A 15,061-nucleotide genomic window follows, 5' to 3' on the forward strand; every position below is an offset into this window, starting at 1 on the left:
TCCGGTTCTCAAGGACCGCTTTCGGACACGAGCCGGCGAGGAGGACGAGTGCGGCAGAAGAACGACCCGCGCCTGCGCTCGGACGCGCAGCGCAACCGCGAACGCATCCTGGACGTGGCCCTCGCCGAACTTTCCCGGGCCGCCGACACCCCGCTGAGCGCGATCGCCAAGAAGGCGGGCGTCGGCCAGGGCACGTTCTACCGGAACTTCCCCAACCGGGAGACGCTCGTCCTCGAGCTCTACCGCCACGGGGTGCAGCAGATCGCCGACTCCGCGTCCGAGCTGCTGGAGACCAGGGAACCCGACCAGGCGCTGCGGGCGTGGATGGACCACCTCGCCGGGTTCGCGATGACCAAGGCCGGCCTGGCGGAGGCGATCCGCCAGGCCACCTCGTCCGGGAAGGCGGCGAAGCCGGGCCACACCCCGGTGACCGACGCGGCCGACCTCCTGCTCCGCGCCTGCGAGGACGCCGGCACGATCCGTCCCGGCGTCACGGCCGACGACTTCATGCTGGCCATCGCCGGCCTGTGGCAGCTCGCCCCGCACGACGACTGGCAGTCGAGGGCGACGCGCCTGCTGGACATCGTCATGGACGGGTTGCGCGCGGGGGCACCCGGACGCCGGGATCTGTCCGGCGGATCAGGCCGGCTGTAGGCGACGGTGCCCAGCCGGCCGAGGGCTGTCCTGTCGCCGAAGCGCTTCGCGAAGTGCCGTGCCTTGATCATCTGCTCGCCCTTTGAACCAAGAGCGAGTGACTGCTGTCCCGAAGATCAGACCAGTCCAAGAAGCGCTTCGGCGTTGCCGAGCGCGTCAGGGGGTCTCGAAGTGGGCGAGGTTGTCCCATCGCTCCACCAGCATGGGCAACGCGCCGAAGTGGGAGTTGTGGATGCGCACGCGGGGAAAGCGCGTGACGAACCCCGGGTGATGAGCTGGGGCCGCTACGACCGTCGGTTCAGTCCACGGCGGGACGGGCGAGGCCGTGGTCGTAGGCGAAGATCACGGCCTGGATGCGGTCACGGGCACCGATCTTGGCCAGGACACGGCCGACATGCGTCTTGACGGTGGACTCGGACAGCACGAACCGCGTGGCGATCTCCCCGTTGGTCCAGCCCTTGCCGACCGCCACGAGGATCTCGCGTTCACGGTCGGTCAGCGAGGTGAGTCTCGGGTCCTCGGCGGGGTCGGAGCGGTGCGAGGGGACGTACTGGGCGAACTCCTCGAGGAGGCGGCGGGTGAGGGCGGGCGCGATGACGGCGTCGCCGGAGGCGACCGCGCGGATCCCGGCGAGGAGCTCCTCGGGGCGCGCGTCCTTGAGGAGGAACCCGCTCGCGCCGGCCCGCAGGGCGGCGTGGACGTACTCGTCGAGGTCGAAGGTGGTGAGCACGAGGACGTGGGAGCGACCGCCGGCGGCGACGATGCGGCGGGTGGCCTCGATGCCGTCCATGCCGGGCATGCGGACGTCCATCAGGACGACGTCCGGGCGCAGTTCGGCCGTCTTGCGGACCGCTTCGGCGCCGTGGGCGGCCTCACCGACGACGTCGGTCTCGGGGACGGAGTCCAGGAGCAGTTGGAAGCCGTAGCGTTGCAGCGGCTGGTCGTCCACGATCAGCACGGTGGTCACCGGTCACCGCCGCTTCCCGGCGTGAGGTCGAGGACGGCCTCGACGTTCCATCCCGCACCGGCCGCCGGTCCCGCGCTGACGGTGCCGCCGTACAGGGCCGCTCTCTCCCGCATGCCCACCAGGCCGTGTCCTTCCTCGTTCGGCGGTCCGGACGGTGCGGCCGGGCCGGTGTCCTGGACCCTGATGGTCAGCCGGCTGTCCTCGACGAGGATCGCCAGGTGGACCCGGGTGCCGGTGTCGGCGTGTTTCAGGGTGTTGGTGAGGGCTTCCTGGACGATGCGGTACACCGTCAGCTGCACCCCGCTGTCCAGGGCGTCCACCTCCCCGGAGGTCCGGTAGACCACCTCCAGTCCGGCGGCGCGCACCGTGGCGCACAGCGCTTCGAGGTCCGCGATGCCGGGCTGCGGGCTGAGTTCGGGCCCGCGCGACGGACCGGTCCCGTCCTGACGCAGCACGCCGAGCACACGCCGCAGCTCGCCGAGGGCCTGTCGGCCGGTGTCACCGATGAGCTGCAGGGCCTCCTTGCCCCGCGCGGGCTGGAGGTCACTGGCGTAGGCGCCGGCGTCGGCGAGGGTGATGATGACGGACAGGTTGTGGCCGACGATGTCGTGCATCTCGCGGGCGACACGGGTGCGTTCGGTGGCCGTGGCGAGTCTGCTGCGCTGGTCGCGCTCGATCTCCAGCCGGGCCGCCCGCTCGCGCAGTCCGGCGAGCTGGGCCCGGCGGATGCGGACCATCAGGCCGAGCGCGAGGGCCGCGGTCGCCGTGCTCAGCAGGAAGAACAGCGCGTCCCACACGGACACGGCCGCGGAGGCGCGCACCGCGACCAGCGCCATGGCGCCCGCCGTGACCGCACAGGCCCAGGGCAGCTGCCGCAGCCGCCCGTGCAGGGCCAGGCTGTACAGCGCGATCAACAGGGCGACGTCCGCGCGCATCGCGGCGCCCAGGGACCACTGCAGGACGAACACCGCGGCGATGGCGGCGAACGCCATCAGGGGTTTGCGTCGCCGCCACAGCAGGGGCAGTACCAGTCCCGCCTGGAAGGCCAGCATCCCCACGACGGGCAGGTGGGTGAAGGCGACCCGGAAACGGCGCGGGCTGTCGCCGTCGTCCACACCGCCGTGGATCAGGTCGGGCAGGCAGAACATCAGGAAGACCAGGACGACGACCGCGGTGTCCAGTACCCAGGGACGTGTCCGGTCGGCATGCCGCAGCCGCTGGCCGCCCCGGGACAGTCGCGCGACCAGCGGTCCCATCCCGCCGAGGTCATCGGTGGCCACGGACGTCACCTGTCCATGGTGCGGGCGTCAGACGTCACTGCGCACGAGCCGGTACGCCGCGCCGCCCAGCACCAGCGCCGTCCAGCACAGGAACACCAGCAGCCCCGCGCCCGGCGACAGGGTCGTGGAGTCGTGGGTCAGGGAGAACATCGCCTGGCCCGCGTTGGACGGCAGGTAGGGGCTGATGCCGTCCTGCCAGGAGCTGGGCAGGAGGGAGATCAGGCCGGGGATCAGCATCAGGGAGGCCACCAGGACCGAGATCCCGCCGGCCACGGACCGCAGCAGTGCACCCAGGGCGGTGCCGATCACCCCGACCAGGCCGAGGTAGAGCCCGGCGCCGAGCAGACTGCGCAGGACACCGGCGTGCGAGAAGCCCATGGCCGCGGGCGTGCCGGAGACGATGCCGCCCCCGATCACAAAGGCGACGAACGCACCCAGCGTGCCCACCGCCAGTGCGACCAGCCCGAACACGGCCGCCTTGGACCACAGCACGGGCAGTCGGCGGGGCACCGCCGCGAGGGTCGAGCGGATCATGCCGGTCGAGTACTCCCCCGCCGTGACCAGTACGCCGAGGACGCCCAGGGCCAGCTGGGCGAAGTTGGTACCGAAGAGGGACAGGCTCACGGTCGTCGAGTCGGCGAAGTCCCGGTCCAGGTTGCCGGAGTCGATCCCCGACTTGTAGCGGCTCGCGGCGATGACGCCGAAGGCCACCAGGAACAGCAGGCCCAGGCCCAGGGTGATCCAGGTCGAGCGCAGGGACCACAGCTTGGCCCATTCGGAGGCCAGCACACGCCGTCCGGTCACGCGGTAGGCGGGGCGGGGGCGGGTGGTCCGGGGTTCCTCGGTGGTTGCGGTGAGGGTGCTCACGCGGTCCTCCCGAGGGCGTCGATGCCGGTCGTGGTGCCGTGGTACTCCACGGCATCCCTGGTCAGGTCCATGAACGCCTCCTCCAGCGATACGGTCCGCGGGCTCAACTCGAACAGGGTGATCCCGTGCTCAGCGGCCTTGAGGCCGATCTCGCGGGCGCTCAGCCCGGTGACCTGCAGCTCCTCGGAGCCGACCTGGCCGGTGACGTCGACGCCCGGCCCGGCCAGCACGTCCCGCAGCCGCGCCGGGTCCTGTGTCGCCACCTTCACCGTGTCGCCGCCCGCCTCGCGGATCAGGTCGGCCACCGTGGTGTCGGCGAGCAGCCGGCCGCGTCCCACGACGATCAGATGATCCGCCACCAGGGCCATCTCGCTCATCAGGTGCGAGGACACGAACACCGTCCGGCCCTCGTCGGCGAGCCCCTTGAGGAGGTTGCGGATCCAGAGCACGCCCTCCGGGTCCAGCCCGTTGACCGGTTCGTCCAGCATCACCGTCTGCGGATCGCCCAGCAGGGCCGCGGCGATGCCGAGCCGCTGGCCCATGCCGAGGGAGAAGGCACCGGCCCGCTTCTTCGCCACGCTGTCCAGTCCCGCGAGGCCGATGACCTCGTCGACCCGGCGGCCCGGAATGCCATGGGTCAGCGCGAGGGCTTTGAGATGGTTGTACGCCGAACGGCCCGGGTGGATCGACTTCGCCTCCAGAAGCGCGCCGACCTCCTGGAGCGGCGCCTGGTGGCGGGCGTAGTGCTGACCGTTCACGGTGACGGAGCCGCTCGTCGGAGCGTCGAGGCCGACGATCATGCGCATGGTCGTGGACTTGCCCGCCCCGTTGGGGCCGAGGAAGCCGGTCACGGTACCCGGCTTCACGACGAAGTCCAGGCCGTCGACGGCCGTCTTCTCCCCGTACCTCTTGGTCAATTGCCGTGAGTCGATCATTCGCGCTCTCCCTCTGGGGCTCCGGCGTCCGTCGCTTGCGACGCCACACCGGCCACGCTAAGCGGCGAATCAGCCCGACCCGGTGGTACCGGGGGGCTGATCTACGCCGTACGCGTGGTACCGCGGTACTACGCGCCCACCTGCGGTGCTGTCCGGCGACGGCCGCCGACGAGTCAGTCCGACTTCTCGCCGCTCTCGGCCAGGATCCTGTCGAGGGCGCCGGCGAGGGCTCCTGCCATGGCTCCCTGCGGCCTGCCGAAGGTCGAGGCGGAGAACCGGGCGGGGCCGGTCTTGGCGGTGAAGGAGTGCGCGTAGGCGAACTCCCGCAGTCCCTCCTCCCCCTGCTTGCACCCGTAACCGCTGTCGCCGCGACCGCCGAACGGCACCGCGGGGTTCATGGAGAACACCAGTGCGTCGTTGATGCTGGTCATTCCGACGCGGAGGCGACGGGCGATGGCTTCGCCGCGGTCGCGGCTGAAGACGGCGCTGCCGAGTCCGTACCGGCCGGCGTTGATGTGGGCGACGGCCTCGTCTGCGTCGGCGACCTTGATGACGGCCAGCGTCGGCCCGAACGTCTCCTCCGTCGCCGCGAGGGCGTCGGGGGCCACTCCGACCAGGACGGTGGGCGTGACATAGCGGTCACCCACCGCGTCGAGGCCGCCTACGGTGGCTGTGGCGCCGCGCTCCAGAGCGTCCTGGATGTGTTCGCGGATGATGGAGGTCTGGCTCGGCAGCGGAACCGGCCCGATCTCCGCGTCCTCGTCGCTGCCGACGCGTACCTGCCCGGCGAGCGCGCTGACCTTCTCGACGAACTCGTCGTGCACCGACTCGACGACGTAGGCCACTTCGAGACTGATGCAACCGTGCCCGGTGTTCTGCATGGCGCCCCACACGACGTGAGCGGCGGCTTCGTCCAGATCGGCGTCCTCGGCGACGATGACGCCGTCCTTGCCGCCGAGTTCCAGCAGTACGGGGGTCAGGGTCTGCGCACACTGGGCGGCCACCGTCCTGCCCGTGGCGACGCTGCCCGTGAACGCGAGCTTGTCGAGGCCGGCCTCGATGAGCGCCTGGCCCGTGGCCCCGTATCCGTTCAGGTTCTGCAGGACGGCCGGCAGGTCCGGAACGGCACGCTGCCAGGTGCGGACGAGCCATTCGGCGACGCCGGGCGTGATCTGGCTGGGCTTGAGGATCACGGCGTTCCCGGCCGCGAGCGCGTCGACGAGGATGGCCGCCGGAGTGAGCAGGGGGAAGTTCCACGGGCCGATGACGCCGACCACGCCGTACGGCTGGTACTCGACCCACGCACGCTGGTTGGGCGTGGTGGGGCCGGCCGGAACCTCCCGGCGCCCCAGGGCGCGTGCGGCGTTGTCGGCGGCGTACTGCACGTGTTCGAGCGTGCCGAGCACCTCCACGCGGGCGTCGTCGAGGGGCTTGCCGTTCTCGGCGTGAATGAGTGCGGCGCTCTCCTCGCCGCCCCGGGCTATCTCCCGCCGCCATGCGCGCAGTCGCTCCGCGCGGCCCTCGAAGCCGAGGTCCCACCAGGCCCCGGTGACCGAGCGTGCGGCGGCGACGGCCGCGGCGGCCTCTTCCTTGCCGGCCACGGGATACCGGGCGAACTCGGCGCCGGTGGCCTGGTCGATGGTGACGACCTCGGTCGCGTCGTATCCGATGACGCCGTCACGTGTGATCGTCGAATTGTTGTCGGTCATGGGTCTTCCCCTACTCGGGTCATTGAGAACGTGTGCCATGCCGAACGCTCGGCAGGTGGGCACGGGTAGCCGCAGAGCGGGAAGCGCTCTCGGCGGACGGGCGGGCGTGGCGCAGCCGTCGGAGGCGGCCCACGGCCGGGTCCTGGGGCGCCGAGGAGGCGCCCGCTTCTACGCCCCCGGGGTGCGGTAGCGAGCCGCGAGGGTGGGCTGGTTGCCGCCGGTGAGCAGCGCGGACTCCGCGGTCAGCAGGGCGTCGAGGGCTGCGGCCTGGTCCTCCAGACCGGGGGCGCACACGGTCTCTCCCAGGCGCAGCCCTACGAGGCTGGCCGAGGCGACGTCCTGCGGGGTCATCGCCCAGGGGATGTGGTGGCCGGCGCCCTGGTTCCACTCCGTGGCCACGACGCCGGGCAGCAGCACCTGCGCACGGATGGGCGTGTCGGCGAGCTCGCCTGCGAGGGTCCGGGTGAAGGCGACGGTGGCGGCCTTCGCCGCCGCGTAGAGAGTGCGCCGGGGTGCGCGGGAATCGGCGAGGCCCCCGCTGAAGGCCAGCAGCGAGGCCACCGTGATGATCGCGCCTTCTCCGGCGGCGAGCATTCCGGGAAGCGCTGCGTGGACCAGCCGAACGGGGGCCACGGCGTTGAGGGTGAGCAGGCGGTCCACGTCGGCGGGGTCGACGTCGACGAGCGGGGCGTAGCCGCCGGCGCCCGCGTTGCTGACCAGCAGGCGCACGTCCCCCGCGGCGAGGCGGCCGGTGACAGCGGTGATGCCTTCGTGGGTGCCGAGATCAGCGGGCAGCACCTCCACGGCCGCGCCCCGGGCGCGGAGCTCCTCCGCGAAGTCGCCGAGCCGGTCCGCGCGGCGCGCCACCAGGACGAGGTCGTGGTCATCCGCCAGGAGTCGGGCGTATTCGGCACCGATACCGGAGGAAGCGCCGGTGATGAGGGCGATCGTTCGTGTCATACGTCGAGCATGCCTCAAGCGTTGGCTTACTGTCAAACGTTTGATACCAATGAAGTGTCGTACCCTTGGCGGGTGATACGTGATGACGATGAACCCGTGGGCCTCGGCGCGCTCGACCGCGTGACCTGGGCATTGCGCCGCGCGGAGCTGGCGGTGCTGACACTCAAGGAACAGCGGCTGCGCCCGCTCGGCATGGCCCCTGCGCACTACACCCTGCTGATGTCGGTGCACAGCGAACCAGGGCTGGCCGGCGCGGAGTTGGCCCGCCGCCTCAACGTCACCCCCCAGGCGGTCGCCTCCCTCGTGGCCCGCCTGGAGGGCCGCGGCCAGTTGGAAAGGCGCGAGCACCCACGCCACCGGCACGTGCAGGAGCTGCACCTCACCGACGCCGGACGGGAAGCGCTGCGCGCGGCAGACCAGGTGATCGCCGACATCGAGCGCCACGTCACCGAGGGGCTGGGACAGGCGGAGAGCACGCAGCTGCGGGCGCTGCTCGACCAGGTGAGCAAGACGGTGCGCAACGCCTGAGCCCGTCGGCCGGCGGGCCACGGGTGCGGTGACGGCACGGGTGCACCCCAGCGGGACCCGTACGTAGGCGGCCACGGCCATCCGCACGAAGCCACCGGTGCGGCCCTGGGGCGTGTCAGGGAACGAGGACGATCTTCCCCGTCGTATGCCTGGTCATGATCTGCCGATGCGCCGCGGCGGCTTCGCTCAGCGGGTGGGCGGCGGCAATCAGGACGCGCAGCCGCCCGGCCCCCGCGGCTTCGGTGAGCTGCAGGCGCGCGGCGGCGCGGACCTCCGTGCCGGGGTCCGCGCCGGGCCCGCCGCCCAGGAGCCTGATACCGGCTCGGGCCCCGCGCTCGAACGCCGCGACGGTCGCGATGCGGGACCGGTCCGCCACCAGTTCCACCGAGACGTCCACCGCCTCGTCGGTGCCCACCAGATCCGCAGCCGCGTGGACGCCCTGCGGCGCTGCCGCACGCACCCGGTCCGCCTGGCCCGGCCCGTACGCGATCGGAATCGCCCCCAGGTCGCGCAGGACGTCGTGCTTGGCCGGGCTCGCCGTCCCCAGCACCCTCGCGCCGCGCTCGACGGCCCATTGCACGGCCATCAGACCGACGCCACCGGCGGCACCGTGGATCAGCACCGAGTCGTTCTCACGCAGGCCGATCGATTCGAGGACGTGCACAGCGGTGACGCCCGTGACCATCAGTCCTCCGGCCTGCTCCCATGAGAGAGCGGCGGGCTTGGGCACCACCGACGAGGCCGGGACGACGAGTTCGGCCGCGTACGCGCCGGGCGCCCGGTACGCGATCACCTCGTCGCCGATCCGGACCGGGCCCGCGGGGCCGGTCGCGTCGGCACCGACAGCGGTCACCACACCGGCCGCTTCGGCGCCGAGCCGCATCGGCAGGTTCGCCGGATCGGTTCCGAAGACGCCGCTGTACATCTTGTGGTCGAAGGGGTTGACGCCGACGGCGCGGACCGCGATGCGCACCTGACCCGGCCCGGGCTCCGCCACATCGACATCGATCACCGACAGCACCTCGGGACCACCGTAGGCACGCGCTACCACTGCTTCGCTCATGTCACGGGACAACGCGCCACCGGAAAGCCCGATTCCCCTTTCCGGGACTTTTTTTGAGCGGAGCGCTCCGCTCCGATAAATTGGGTGATCGATCATCCGACGCGGAAGGACCCATGAACGTCACAACAAAGCCCACGGCCCTGGTGACCGGCGGCAGCCGGGGAATCGGGGCCGCCACGTCGCGGGCGCTGGCCGCTCGCGGCTACCGCGTGGCCGTCAACTACTTCTCCCGGCGCGAGGCGGCCGACCGGGTGGTCAAGCTCATCGAGGCCGACGGCGGCGAGGCCTTCGCCGTGCAGGCCGACGTGTACGACCCCGTCCAGGCGACCGAACTGCTGGAGCGCTCCGCGGTCGGCGGGCGCCTGGACGTCCTTGTCTGCAACGCCGGCGCCCGCTTCACCCCCGCTCCTGTGCAGACCCTCGCCTGGGACGACTTCAGGACGAAGATGACGGCCGAACTCGCATCCGTCTACACCCTCACCCAGCGGGCACTGGAGCTCATGGGAGCCCAGGGCCACGGCCGGATGGTGTACGTCTCCAGCGCCGTGGCCGATGGTCCGCCGGCCCCGGGCATGGCCGCCCACGGCACCGCCAAGGCCGCCCTGAACACCTTCGCCCGCTTCGTCGCCCATGAGGCCGGTCCGCTCGGCGTCAACGTCAATGTCGTGGCACCGGGTTACCTCCGCACGGAGAGCAGCGCGGGCATGCCGCAGGCGTTCCAGCGGCGGCTGGCGGAGAACACGCCCCTGGGGCGGGTCGCGGAGCCGGAGGACGTGGCCCGGGCGATCGTGATGCTCGTCGGCGAGGAGGCCGCCTTCGTGACCGGCGAGGTGATCACCGTCGACGGCGGGTACGGCCTGGCCCGCCGGTAGGGAAAAATACCCGTCCATGGGTGACACGCAGACCGGCAGACCGCGCGGCCGCCGACGGGAGGCGGACCGCAACGACGCCCGCCTCATGCAGGCCGCACGCGAAGTCTTCGCCGAGCTCGGCTGGGACGCCCCCGTCTCGGAGATCGCCCGCCGGGCGGGCATCGGCATGGGCAGCCTCTACCGCCGCTACCCCAGCAAGGAACTGCTGGCTCAGCGGATGCGGATCCTGGGGATGGAACAGCTCGTCGCCCAGGCCCGCACGGCTCTCGCCGAGGAGCCCGACCCTTGGGCCGCCTTCGCCCGCTTCCTGCGGGACGCGCTCTCGGACCAGGGGGCGGGCGGTCCGCTCCTCTCCCTGGTCGGTGGCCGGCTGCCGGCCACCGACGAGACCGTGGCGGCCGCCGAGCAGCTCCGGGCCGCCCTCGACGACCTCGTGGACGGCGCCCACCGCGCAGGAGTACTGCGCGCCGACTTCACCTCCGCCGACGTCCCCTTGCTCCTCGAACACCTCACCGCACGGATTCCCGTCACCGACGAACGCGCCACCACGCTCCACCTGCGGTACCTGGACCTGGTCCTCGCCGGGTTGCGCACGCCGGCCACCGACGGTCCCACCGCGTTGCAGAGCCCGCCTCCGGACTGGGCGGAACTCAGCGCACTGTGGAACGCCTCAGGGGGCTGAGCCCGGCGCCCCGCAGGCAACCGGCCGGCGACTCAGTGCTCCGCAGCGGCGTCACAGGACCAACTGCCCCTGCACGGTGACGGCCACCTGGCCGGGAAGATCGCGGCCGCCGAGGATCCCTACCGCAACCATGGCCACCACACGCCGTCTTGACCATCGCCGACCGACCGAAGTCCGCGCCGGCCGAGGGGCCCCTCAGGCCGCCAACAGCGCCGCCAGGGCGCGGTCCATCGCGGCGTTGAACTCTTCCGACGTCAGCGGCAGACGGGCCTTGACGTCCCGACTCCACTGGTCGGCGAGGACCTCGGCGGAGCCCGCCTCGACACCGTCGAGCGCCGCGTCGGCCAGGTCCGACGGAGCGATCTTGTCCACGGGCCAGCCCGCCGCCATGTCGGTGTCGGCCAGGCCGAGGTGCACCGCTGTGACGAGCGTGCCCTGCTCGGCGAGCTCCAGGCGGACGCCGTTGGTCATGGCCCAGGCGGCGGCCTTGGTCAGGTGGTAGGCGTTGGCGCCCTTGCCCCCGAACCACGACATGGCGGAGAGGACGTTGACGATCGCGCCCCCGCCGTTCCTGGCGAGCGCCGGCGCGAACTCCCGGGTCATTCCCAGGTGGCCGAACATGTTGGTCTCCAGCTCGTGCCGCACCGCGTCCAGCGAACCGGTCACCAGGTCGGTCCCCGTACTGATTCCCGCGTTGTTGATGAGCAGCGAGACGTCCGGGGCGGCCTCGGCGGCGGCCCTCACGGATGCGGGATCGGTGATGTCGAGGGGCAGCACCTCGACCCCGGGCAGGTCCACGGTCTCCGGCCGGCGGGCCGTCGCGTAGACCTTGCCGGCGCCCCGTTCGAGCAGGCGCTGGGCGAAGGCGCGGCCCAGGCCGCGGTTGGCTCCGGTGACAAGGGCTACGGAGTTGTTGATATCCATGGCCGTACGCTAAAACCTGACGTCAACGTCAGAGGCAAGTGCTGTCGTCAGGGCCAGGGCTGAGAGGAATCACCGTGGCTGTCCCAGTGGTCGCGGCCGAGCGGTTGATCCGCATCGGCGAGGTGACAAGAAGTGCCGACGTCTCGGTTCGCGTCCTGGTCCGCGTCTTCCGGCAGACGTTCGCCGCCGGCCTCACCAGCGGCTTACGCACTGCCGCCGGGCGAACAGTGACCCCGTAGCGCCCGCCGTTTCACCGGGCCGGTGTGACGCCGCACCACCGCGTCACCTCGAGAGCGGGCGCCGCGGTGGTGGGAGCGCGTCAGGCGGCGTAGGAGGCGAGCAGTTCGTTGTACTGCTTGGCGGCGGTGGCCAGGTCCTCGTCGGAGAGGCCGAAGGCGGCGCCGTACACCTTGACCATCGGCTTCTGGATGTCGAACTGGCACAGCCGCAGGGTCGCCTCCCAGTTGCTGAGGAGGGTCTCGATGGTGGCCTGGTTCGACCCTTCGGGGGTGTAGTGATCGGCGGGGACACCGGTCGTGACCGCGACGACGGCCTTCTTGCCGGCCAGCTGCGAGGTGGAGCCGTCGATGGTGAAGGCCCAGCCGAAGGTGAAGACCTTGTCCTGCCACTGCTTGAACAGAGGGGTGGTGTTGTACCAGAACACCGGGTGCTGGAAGACGATCACGTCGTGCTCGGCCAACAGCGCCTGCTCTGCGGCGACATCGATCTGGAAGTCGGGGTAGGTGGCGTAGAGGTCGTGCACCGTGACATGGGCCAGATCGCGGACGGCGTCCACGAGCGCCGCGTTGGCCCTCGACTGGGACAGGTCGGGGTGGCCTACGACAAGAAGAACCTTGGACATGAGGAGAAACCTTTTCGGTGATCGGTGATCGGTGAGATGGGTGAGCGGACGCGGGTCAGCGGTCAGTGGTCAGTGGTCAGTGGTCGATGCTGGACATGTTGGCCTCGTCATGGCGTTCTCCCGCGGCCGGTGTGAGGTTGTTGAGCCGGTCGAGCTGGGCGGGGGTGAGTCCGACGGCGTCGGCGGCGGTGTTCTCCTCGACGCGGGTGACGCGGCGGGTGCCGGGGATGGGGGCGATGTCGTCGCCGCGGGACAGCAGCCAGGCCAGGGCGGTCTGGGCGGGGGTGGCGTCGATCTCGGCGCCGATGGCGCGGACTTCGTCGACGATGGCCAGGTTGCGCTGGAAGTTCTCGCCGGTGAAGCGGGGGTTGGTCTTGCGCCAGTCGTCGTCGGTGAAGTCGTCGACGGTGCGGATCTGTCCGGTCAGCAGGCCGTGGCCGAGCGGGGAGTAGGGCACGAACCCGATGCCGAGCTCACGCAGCAGCGGGAGGATCTCGGCCTCGACATCACGGGTCCACAGTGAGTACTCGGTCTGCAGCGCGGCCACCGGGTGGACGGCGTGGGCGCGGCGGATCGTGTCGGGGCCGGCCTCGGAGAGTCCGATGTGGCGCACCTTGCCCTCGGCGACCAGCTCCGCCAGCGCGCCCACCGTCTCCTCGATGGGGGTGTTCGGGTCGACGCGGTGCTGGTAGTAGAGGTCGATGTGGTCGGTGCCGAGTCGCTCGAGGGAGCCTTCGACAGCGGTCCTGACGTTGGCGGGGCTGCTGTCGATGGCGCCGGGGCCGTCGCCGGCGTGGGAGACGAGGCCGAACTTCGTGGCGATGACGACGTCGTCGCGGCGGCCCTTGAGGGCCTTGCCGACGAGGTTCTCGCTGTGGAAGGGGCCGTAGATCTCGGCGGTGTCGATGTGGGTGACGCCGAGGTCCAGGGCCCGGTGGATGGTGCGGATCGACTCGGCGTCGTCGAGCCCTCCGCCGGTGGTGTAGACGCCGGCCATGGTCATGGCGCCCAGACCGATGCGGGAGACGTCGAGGCCGCCCAGTGATACGTGCTTCATCGCATACTCCTTGTCGTGTAGGCCGTCAGGCCTGGTCGGTGGGCATGATCCACAGTTCGGCGACGGAGGCGTGGCGGGGCCGGGTGACCATGTAGGTGACGCCGTCGGCGATGTCCTCGGGGGCGAGGATCTCGGTCGTGTCGAGGAAGGGCTGGATCATCTCGCCGTGGATCTCGGGCCTGTTGTGCGAGTCCAGTTCGGTGTTCACGCCGCCCGGCTCCAGGACACCGACGCGCAGGTGCCGCTGGGTGACTTCCTGGCGCAGGGACTCGGTGAAGCCGTTCACCCCGAACTTGGTGAGGTTGTAGACGCCGTAGCCGTTCCAGGCGACGCGGCCGGCGATGGAGCTGATGTTGACGATGTCGGCGACCCGGCGCGGACCGTCCTCGGCGGCCTGGAGCAGGTGCGGGAGGGCTGCGCGGGTGGTGTGGAGCAGGCCCTGCACGTTGACGGCGATCATGCGTTCCCACTCCTCGGCGTCCGCGCCGACGATCGGGCCGAGCAGCATCAGGCCGGCGTTGTTGACGAGGGTGTCCAGCCGTCCGAAGTGCGCGACGGTCTGCTCGACGGCGGCCTCGGCCTGAGCGCGGTCGGTGATGTCGGCCTCCACCACCAGCGCGGTTCCCCCGGCCTTCTCGATCTCGGCGGCGAGTGCGGTCAGACGGTCCTTGCGGCGGGCCACCAGGGCTACGGAGGCGCCGTGCTCGGCGAGTTGGCGGGCGGTGGCCTCGCCGATACCGCTGCTCGCGCCGGTGACGAGAGCGACGGTGCCGGTCAGTTTCGATGGCATGGGGGTGTCCTGTTCCTTGGTTCTCTGCATGTGCGTGCCGAGGGCGCGGCGAAGCGCCGGTCACCACCTCGGCGTGGGGGGATGCAGGTGAAGTACCGCGCTCCGCTGCTAGGCGGCGGGGATGGCGCCCATCTGCCGAAGGATGCCGAGCATGTCGAGCTGGGCGCGCTCCTCGACGATCTTGCCGTGGGAGAGGCGGTAGAACGCCATGCTCTCCGAGCGGATGGCCTTGCCCGTCGCCTCGACCCCGGCGAAGGGTCCTTCGTGGGTGCCCGTCATGGTGTAGCGGACGGCCACGGTGTCGCCCTCGGCCCGCATGTCCTCGACCGTCCACTTGAGGTCGGGGAACGCCTTCAGGTTCGCCGCGACGATGTCGAGATAGGTGTCCCGGCCCTGCCACGTCCGGCCGCCGGAGTGCACGACGATGTCCGGGCCGACGAACCTGCTCGCCAGAGCGGGATTGCGACCGGGCAGGTACTCACTGGTGTAGCGCTCGATGATGCGCTTGTTCACCTGAGCGCTCCCGTGGTTCCAGGAGACGGATTCCGCCGTGACGCGAGAAGGTGACCCGGAGCCGGTGGTGCGGTCGGCCGTGTCGGCCGAGGCTCCCGACCCGAAGGCCACGAGGCTGAGCGTTCCCAGCGCCGTGACTACGGCGGCCGGCTTGGCGAATCGACGCATGATCGTCCTTCTGGCTCTGGTGCTCACGGCGCCGACGGCGCCGTGAAGGGACGGGAGACCGGCGGCGCAAGCAGCGCCGTTCCGGGCCGTTCACACCGTCGTGGGCGGTGCACCACCAACAGAACCGGTTGTCACCGGCGCGTGGGAGTCCCTGCTGAGGGGGTCACTGACAGGGACCCCCAAGCCGGCGGAAGCGCCGCGATCACCACCGAGCAGCAACCGCCCCGCGC

General features: G+C 71.2%; 17 protein-coding genes. 5 read left to right on the plus strand and 12 right to left on the minus strand.

The features are described 5' to 3' along the window. The first annotated feature begins 48 nt into the window (after positions 1 to 48). Positions 49 to 654 carry a TetR/AcrR family transcriptional regulator gene (locus ACZ39I_RS10825; protein ID WP_467244142.1) on the plus strand — a complete coding sequence of 202 codons (606 nt, stop codon included), beginning with the start codon at positions 49 to 51 and terminating at the stop codon, positions 652 to 654. 298 nt (positions 655 to 952) lie between these two features. On the opposite strand, the gene ACZ39I_RS10830 is transcribed toward ACZ39I_RS10825, so the two are convergent. The 6 genes from ACZ39I_RS10830 to ACZ39I_RS10855 all read right to left on the minus strand — a co-directional run bounded on the left by ACZ39I_RS10830 (position 953) and on the right by ACZ39I_RS10855 (position 7,372). Next, on the minus strand, positions 953 to 1,621 hold the full coding sequence (locus ACZ39I_RS10830; protein WP_467244144.1) for a response regulator: 669 nt from the start codon (positions 1,619 to 1,621) through the stop codon (positions 953 to 955). Continuing rightward, positions 1,618 to 2,901, minus strand: coding sequence for a sensor histidine kinase (locus ACZ39I_RS10835; protein ID WP_467244146.1), 1,284 nt, complete (start codon positions 2,899 to 2,901; stop codon positions 1,618 to 1,620). Before ACZ39I_RS10835 ends, ACZ39I_RS10830 begins: the two co-directional genes overlap by 4 nt. A 27-nt stretch (positions 2,902 to 2,928) precedes the next feature. Next, on the minus strand, positions 2,929 to 3,768 hold the full coding sequence (locus ACZ39I_RS10840; protein ID WP_467244148.1) for an ABC transporter permease: 840 nt from the start codon (positions 3,766 to 3,768) through the stop codon (positions 2,929 to 2,931). After that, on the minus strand, positions 3,765 to 4,703 hold the full coding sequence (locus ACZ39I_RS10845; RefSeq protein ID WP_467244150.1) for an ABC transporter ATP-binding protein: 939 nt from the start codon (positions 4,701 to 4,703) through the stop codon (positions 3,765 to 3,767). The genes ACZ39I_RS10840 and ACZ39I_RS10845 overlap by 4 nt, the downstream gene beginning before the upstream one ends. A 173-nt stretch (positions 4,704 to 4,876) precedes the next feature. Continuing rightward, positions 4,877 to 6,412, minus strand: coding sequence for an aldehyde dehydrogenase family protein (locus ACZ39I_RS10850; protein WP_467244152.1), 1,536 nt, complete (start codon positions 6,410 to 6,412; stop codon positions 4,877 to 4,879). A 168-nt stretch (positions 6,413 to 6,580) separates the two neighbouring features. Further along, positions 6,581 to 7,372 carry an SDR family NAD(P)-dependent oxidoreductase gene (locus ACZ39I_RS10855; protein ID WP_467244153.1) on the minus strand — a complete coding sequence of 264 codons (792 nt, stop codon included), beginning with the start codon at positions 7,370 to 7,372 and terminating at the stop codon, positions 6,581 to 6,583. 72 nt (positions 7,373 to 7,444) lie between these two features. On the opposite strand from ACZ39I_RS10855, the gene ACZ39I_RS10860 reads away from it, so the two are divergent. After that, a complete protein-coding gene (locus ACZ39I_RS10860) occupies positions 7,445 to 7,900 on the plus strand; it encodes a MarR family winged helix-turn-helix transcriptional regulator (protein WP_467244155.1) in 456 nt (151 codons plus the stop codon). A 115-nt stretch (positions 7,901 to 8,015) separates the two neighbouring features. Here the strand turns inward: ACZ39I_RS10860 and ACZ39I_RS10865 are convergent, their stop codons facing one another. After that, positions 8,016 to 8,963 carry a quinone oxidoreductase family protein gene (locus tag ACZ39I_RS10865; protein WP_467244157.1) on the minus strand — a complete coding sequence of 316 codons (948 nt, stop codon included), beginning with the start codon at positions 8,961 to 8,963 and terminating at the stop codon, positions 8,016 to 8,018. 113 nt (positions 8,964 to 9,076) lie between these two features. On the opposite strand from ACZ39I_RS10865, the gene ACZ39I_RS10870 reads away from it, so the two are divergent. Together ACZ39I_RS10870 and ACZ39I_RS10875 are read left to right on the plus strand one after the other, a co-directional pair. Beyond that, positions 9,077 to 9,835, plus strand: a complete 759-nt coding sequence (locus tag ACZ39I_RS10870; protein ID WP_467244159.1) for an SDR family oxidoreductase — start codon at positions 9,077 to 9,079, stop codon at positions 9,833 to 9,835. 16 nt (positions 9,836 to 9,851) lie between these two features. After that, positions 9,852 to 10,517: a TetR/AcrR family transcriptional regulator gene (locus ACZ39I_RS10875; RefSeq protein WP_467244160.1), complete on the plus strand. Its 666-nt coding sequence runs from the start codon at positions 9,852 to 9,854 to the stop codon at positions 10,515 to 10,517. Between the two features lie 195 nt (positions 10,518 to 10,712). Here the strand turns inward: ACZ39I_RS10875 and ACZ39I_RS10880 are convergent, their stop codons facing one another. Beyond that, the gene (locus tag ACZ39I_RS10880) at positions 10,713 to 11,441 is read right to left on the minus strand and encodes an SDR family oxidoreductase (RefSeq protein ID WP_467244162.1); all 729 of its coding nucleotides are present in this window, start codon (positions 11,439 to 11,441) and stop codon (positions 10,713 to 10,715) included. 74 nt (positions 11,442 to 11,515) lie between these two features. On the opposite strand from ACZ39I_RS10880, the gene ACZ39I_RS10885 reads away from it, so the two are divergent. Beyond that, positions 11,516 to 11,680 carry a hypothetical protein gene (locus ACZ39I_RS10885; RefSeq protein WP_467244163.1) on the plus strand — a complete coding sequence of 55 codons (165 nt, stop codon included), beginning with the start codon at positions 11,516 to 11,518 and terminating at the stop codon, positions 11,678 to 11,680. Positions 11,681 to 11,760: 80 nt separating this feature from the next. On the opposite strand, the gene ACZ39I_RS10890 is transcribed toward ACZ39I_RS10885, so the two are convergent. The 4 genes from ACZ39I_RS10890 to ACZ39I_RS10905 form a co-directional block, all read right to left on the minus strand. Continuing rightward, the gene (locus tag ACZ39I_RS10890; protein ID WP_467244164.1) at positions 11,761 to 12,303 is read right to left on the minus strand and encodes an NAD(P)H-dependent oxidoreductase; all 543 of its coding nucleotides are present in this window, start codon (positions 12,301 to 12,303) and stop codon (positions 11,761 to 11,763) included. A gap of 76 nt (positions 12,304 to 12,379) precedes the next feature. Next, positions 12,380 to 13,360 (minus strand): aldo/keto reductase, encoded by a 981-nt coding sequence (locus ACZ39I_RS10895; protein WP_467244165.1) that lies wholly within the window; start codon positions 13,358 to 13,360, stop codon positions 12,380 to 12,382. A gap of 25 nt (positions 13,361 to 13,385) precedes the next feature. Beyond that, on the minus strand, positions 13,386 to 14,150 hold the full coding sequence (locus ACZ39I_RS10900; protein ID WP_467244167.1) for an SDR family NAD(P)-dependent oxidoreductase: 765 nt from the start codon (positions 14,148 to 14,150) through the stop codon (positions 13,386 to 13,388). Between the two features lie 108 nt (positions 14,151 to 14,258). Further along, positions 14,259 to 14,831: an ester cyclase gene (locus tag ACZ39I_RS10905; protein ID WP_467244169.1), complete on the minus strand. Its 573-nt coding sequence runs from the start codon at positions 14,829 to 14,831 to the stop codon at positions 14,259 to 14,261. Positions 14,832 to 15,061: the final 230 nt, after the last annotated feature.

The organism is Streptomyces sp. NPDC024687 (assembly GCF_055559055.1).

What these genes read in the sequence shown, in the direction of transcription:
- ACZ39I_RS10845 (WP_467244150.1), bottom strand. Translation starts at nt 4,703, where the DNA reads ATGATCGACTCACGGCAATTGACCAAGAGGTACGGGGAGAAGACGGCC.
- ACZ39I_RS10865 (WP_467244157.1), bottom strand. Translation starts at nt 8,963, where the DNA reads ATGAGCGAAGCAGTGGTAGCGCGTGCCTACGGTGGTCCCGAGGTGCTG.
- ACZ39I_RS10895 (WP_467244165.1), bottom strand. Translation starts at nt 13,360, where the DNA reads ATGAAGCACGTATCACTGGGCGGCCTCGACGTCTCCCGCATCGGTCTG.
- ACZ39I_RS10905 (WP_467244169.1), bottom strand. Translation starts at nt 14,831, where the DNA reads ATGCGTCGATTCGCCAAGCCGGCCGCCGTAGTCACGGCGCTGGGAACG.
- ACZ39I_RS10880 (WP_467244162.1), bottom strand. Translation starts at nt 11,441, where the DNA reads ATGGATATCAACAACTCCGTAGCCCTTGTCACCGGAGCCAACCGCGGC.
- ACZ39I_RS10870 (WP_467244159.1), top strand. Translation starts at nt 9,077, where the DNA reads ATGAACGTCACAACAAAGCCCACGGCCCTGGTGACCGGCGGCAGCCGG.
- ACZ39I_RS10850 (WP_467244152.1), bottom strand. Translation starts at nt 6,412, where the DNA reads ATGACCGACAACAATTCGACGATCACACGTGACGGCGTCATCGGATAC.
- ACZ39I_RS10875 (WP_467244160.1), top strand. Translation starts at nt 9,852, where the DNA reads ATGGGTGACACGCAGACCGGCAGACCGCGCGGCCGCCGACGGGAGGCG.
- ACZ39I_RS10900 (WP_467244167.1), bottom strand. Translation starts at nt 14,150, where the DNA reads ATGCCATCGAAACTGACCGGCACCGTCGCTCTCGTCACCGGCGCGAGC.
- ACZ39I_RS10855 (WP_467244153.1), bottom strand. Translation starts at nt 7,372, where the DNA reads ATGACACGAACGATCGCCCTCATCACCGGCGCTTCCTCCGGTATCGGT.
- ACZ39I_RS10890 (WP_467244164.1), bottom strand. Translation starts at nt 12,303, where the DNA reads ATGTCCAAGGTTCTTCTTGTCGTAGGCCACCCCGACCTGTCCCAGTCG.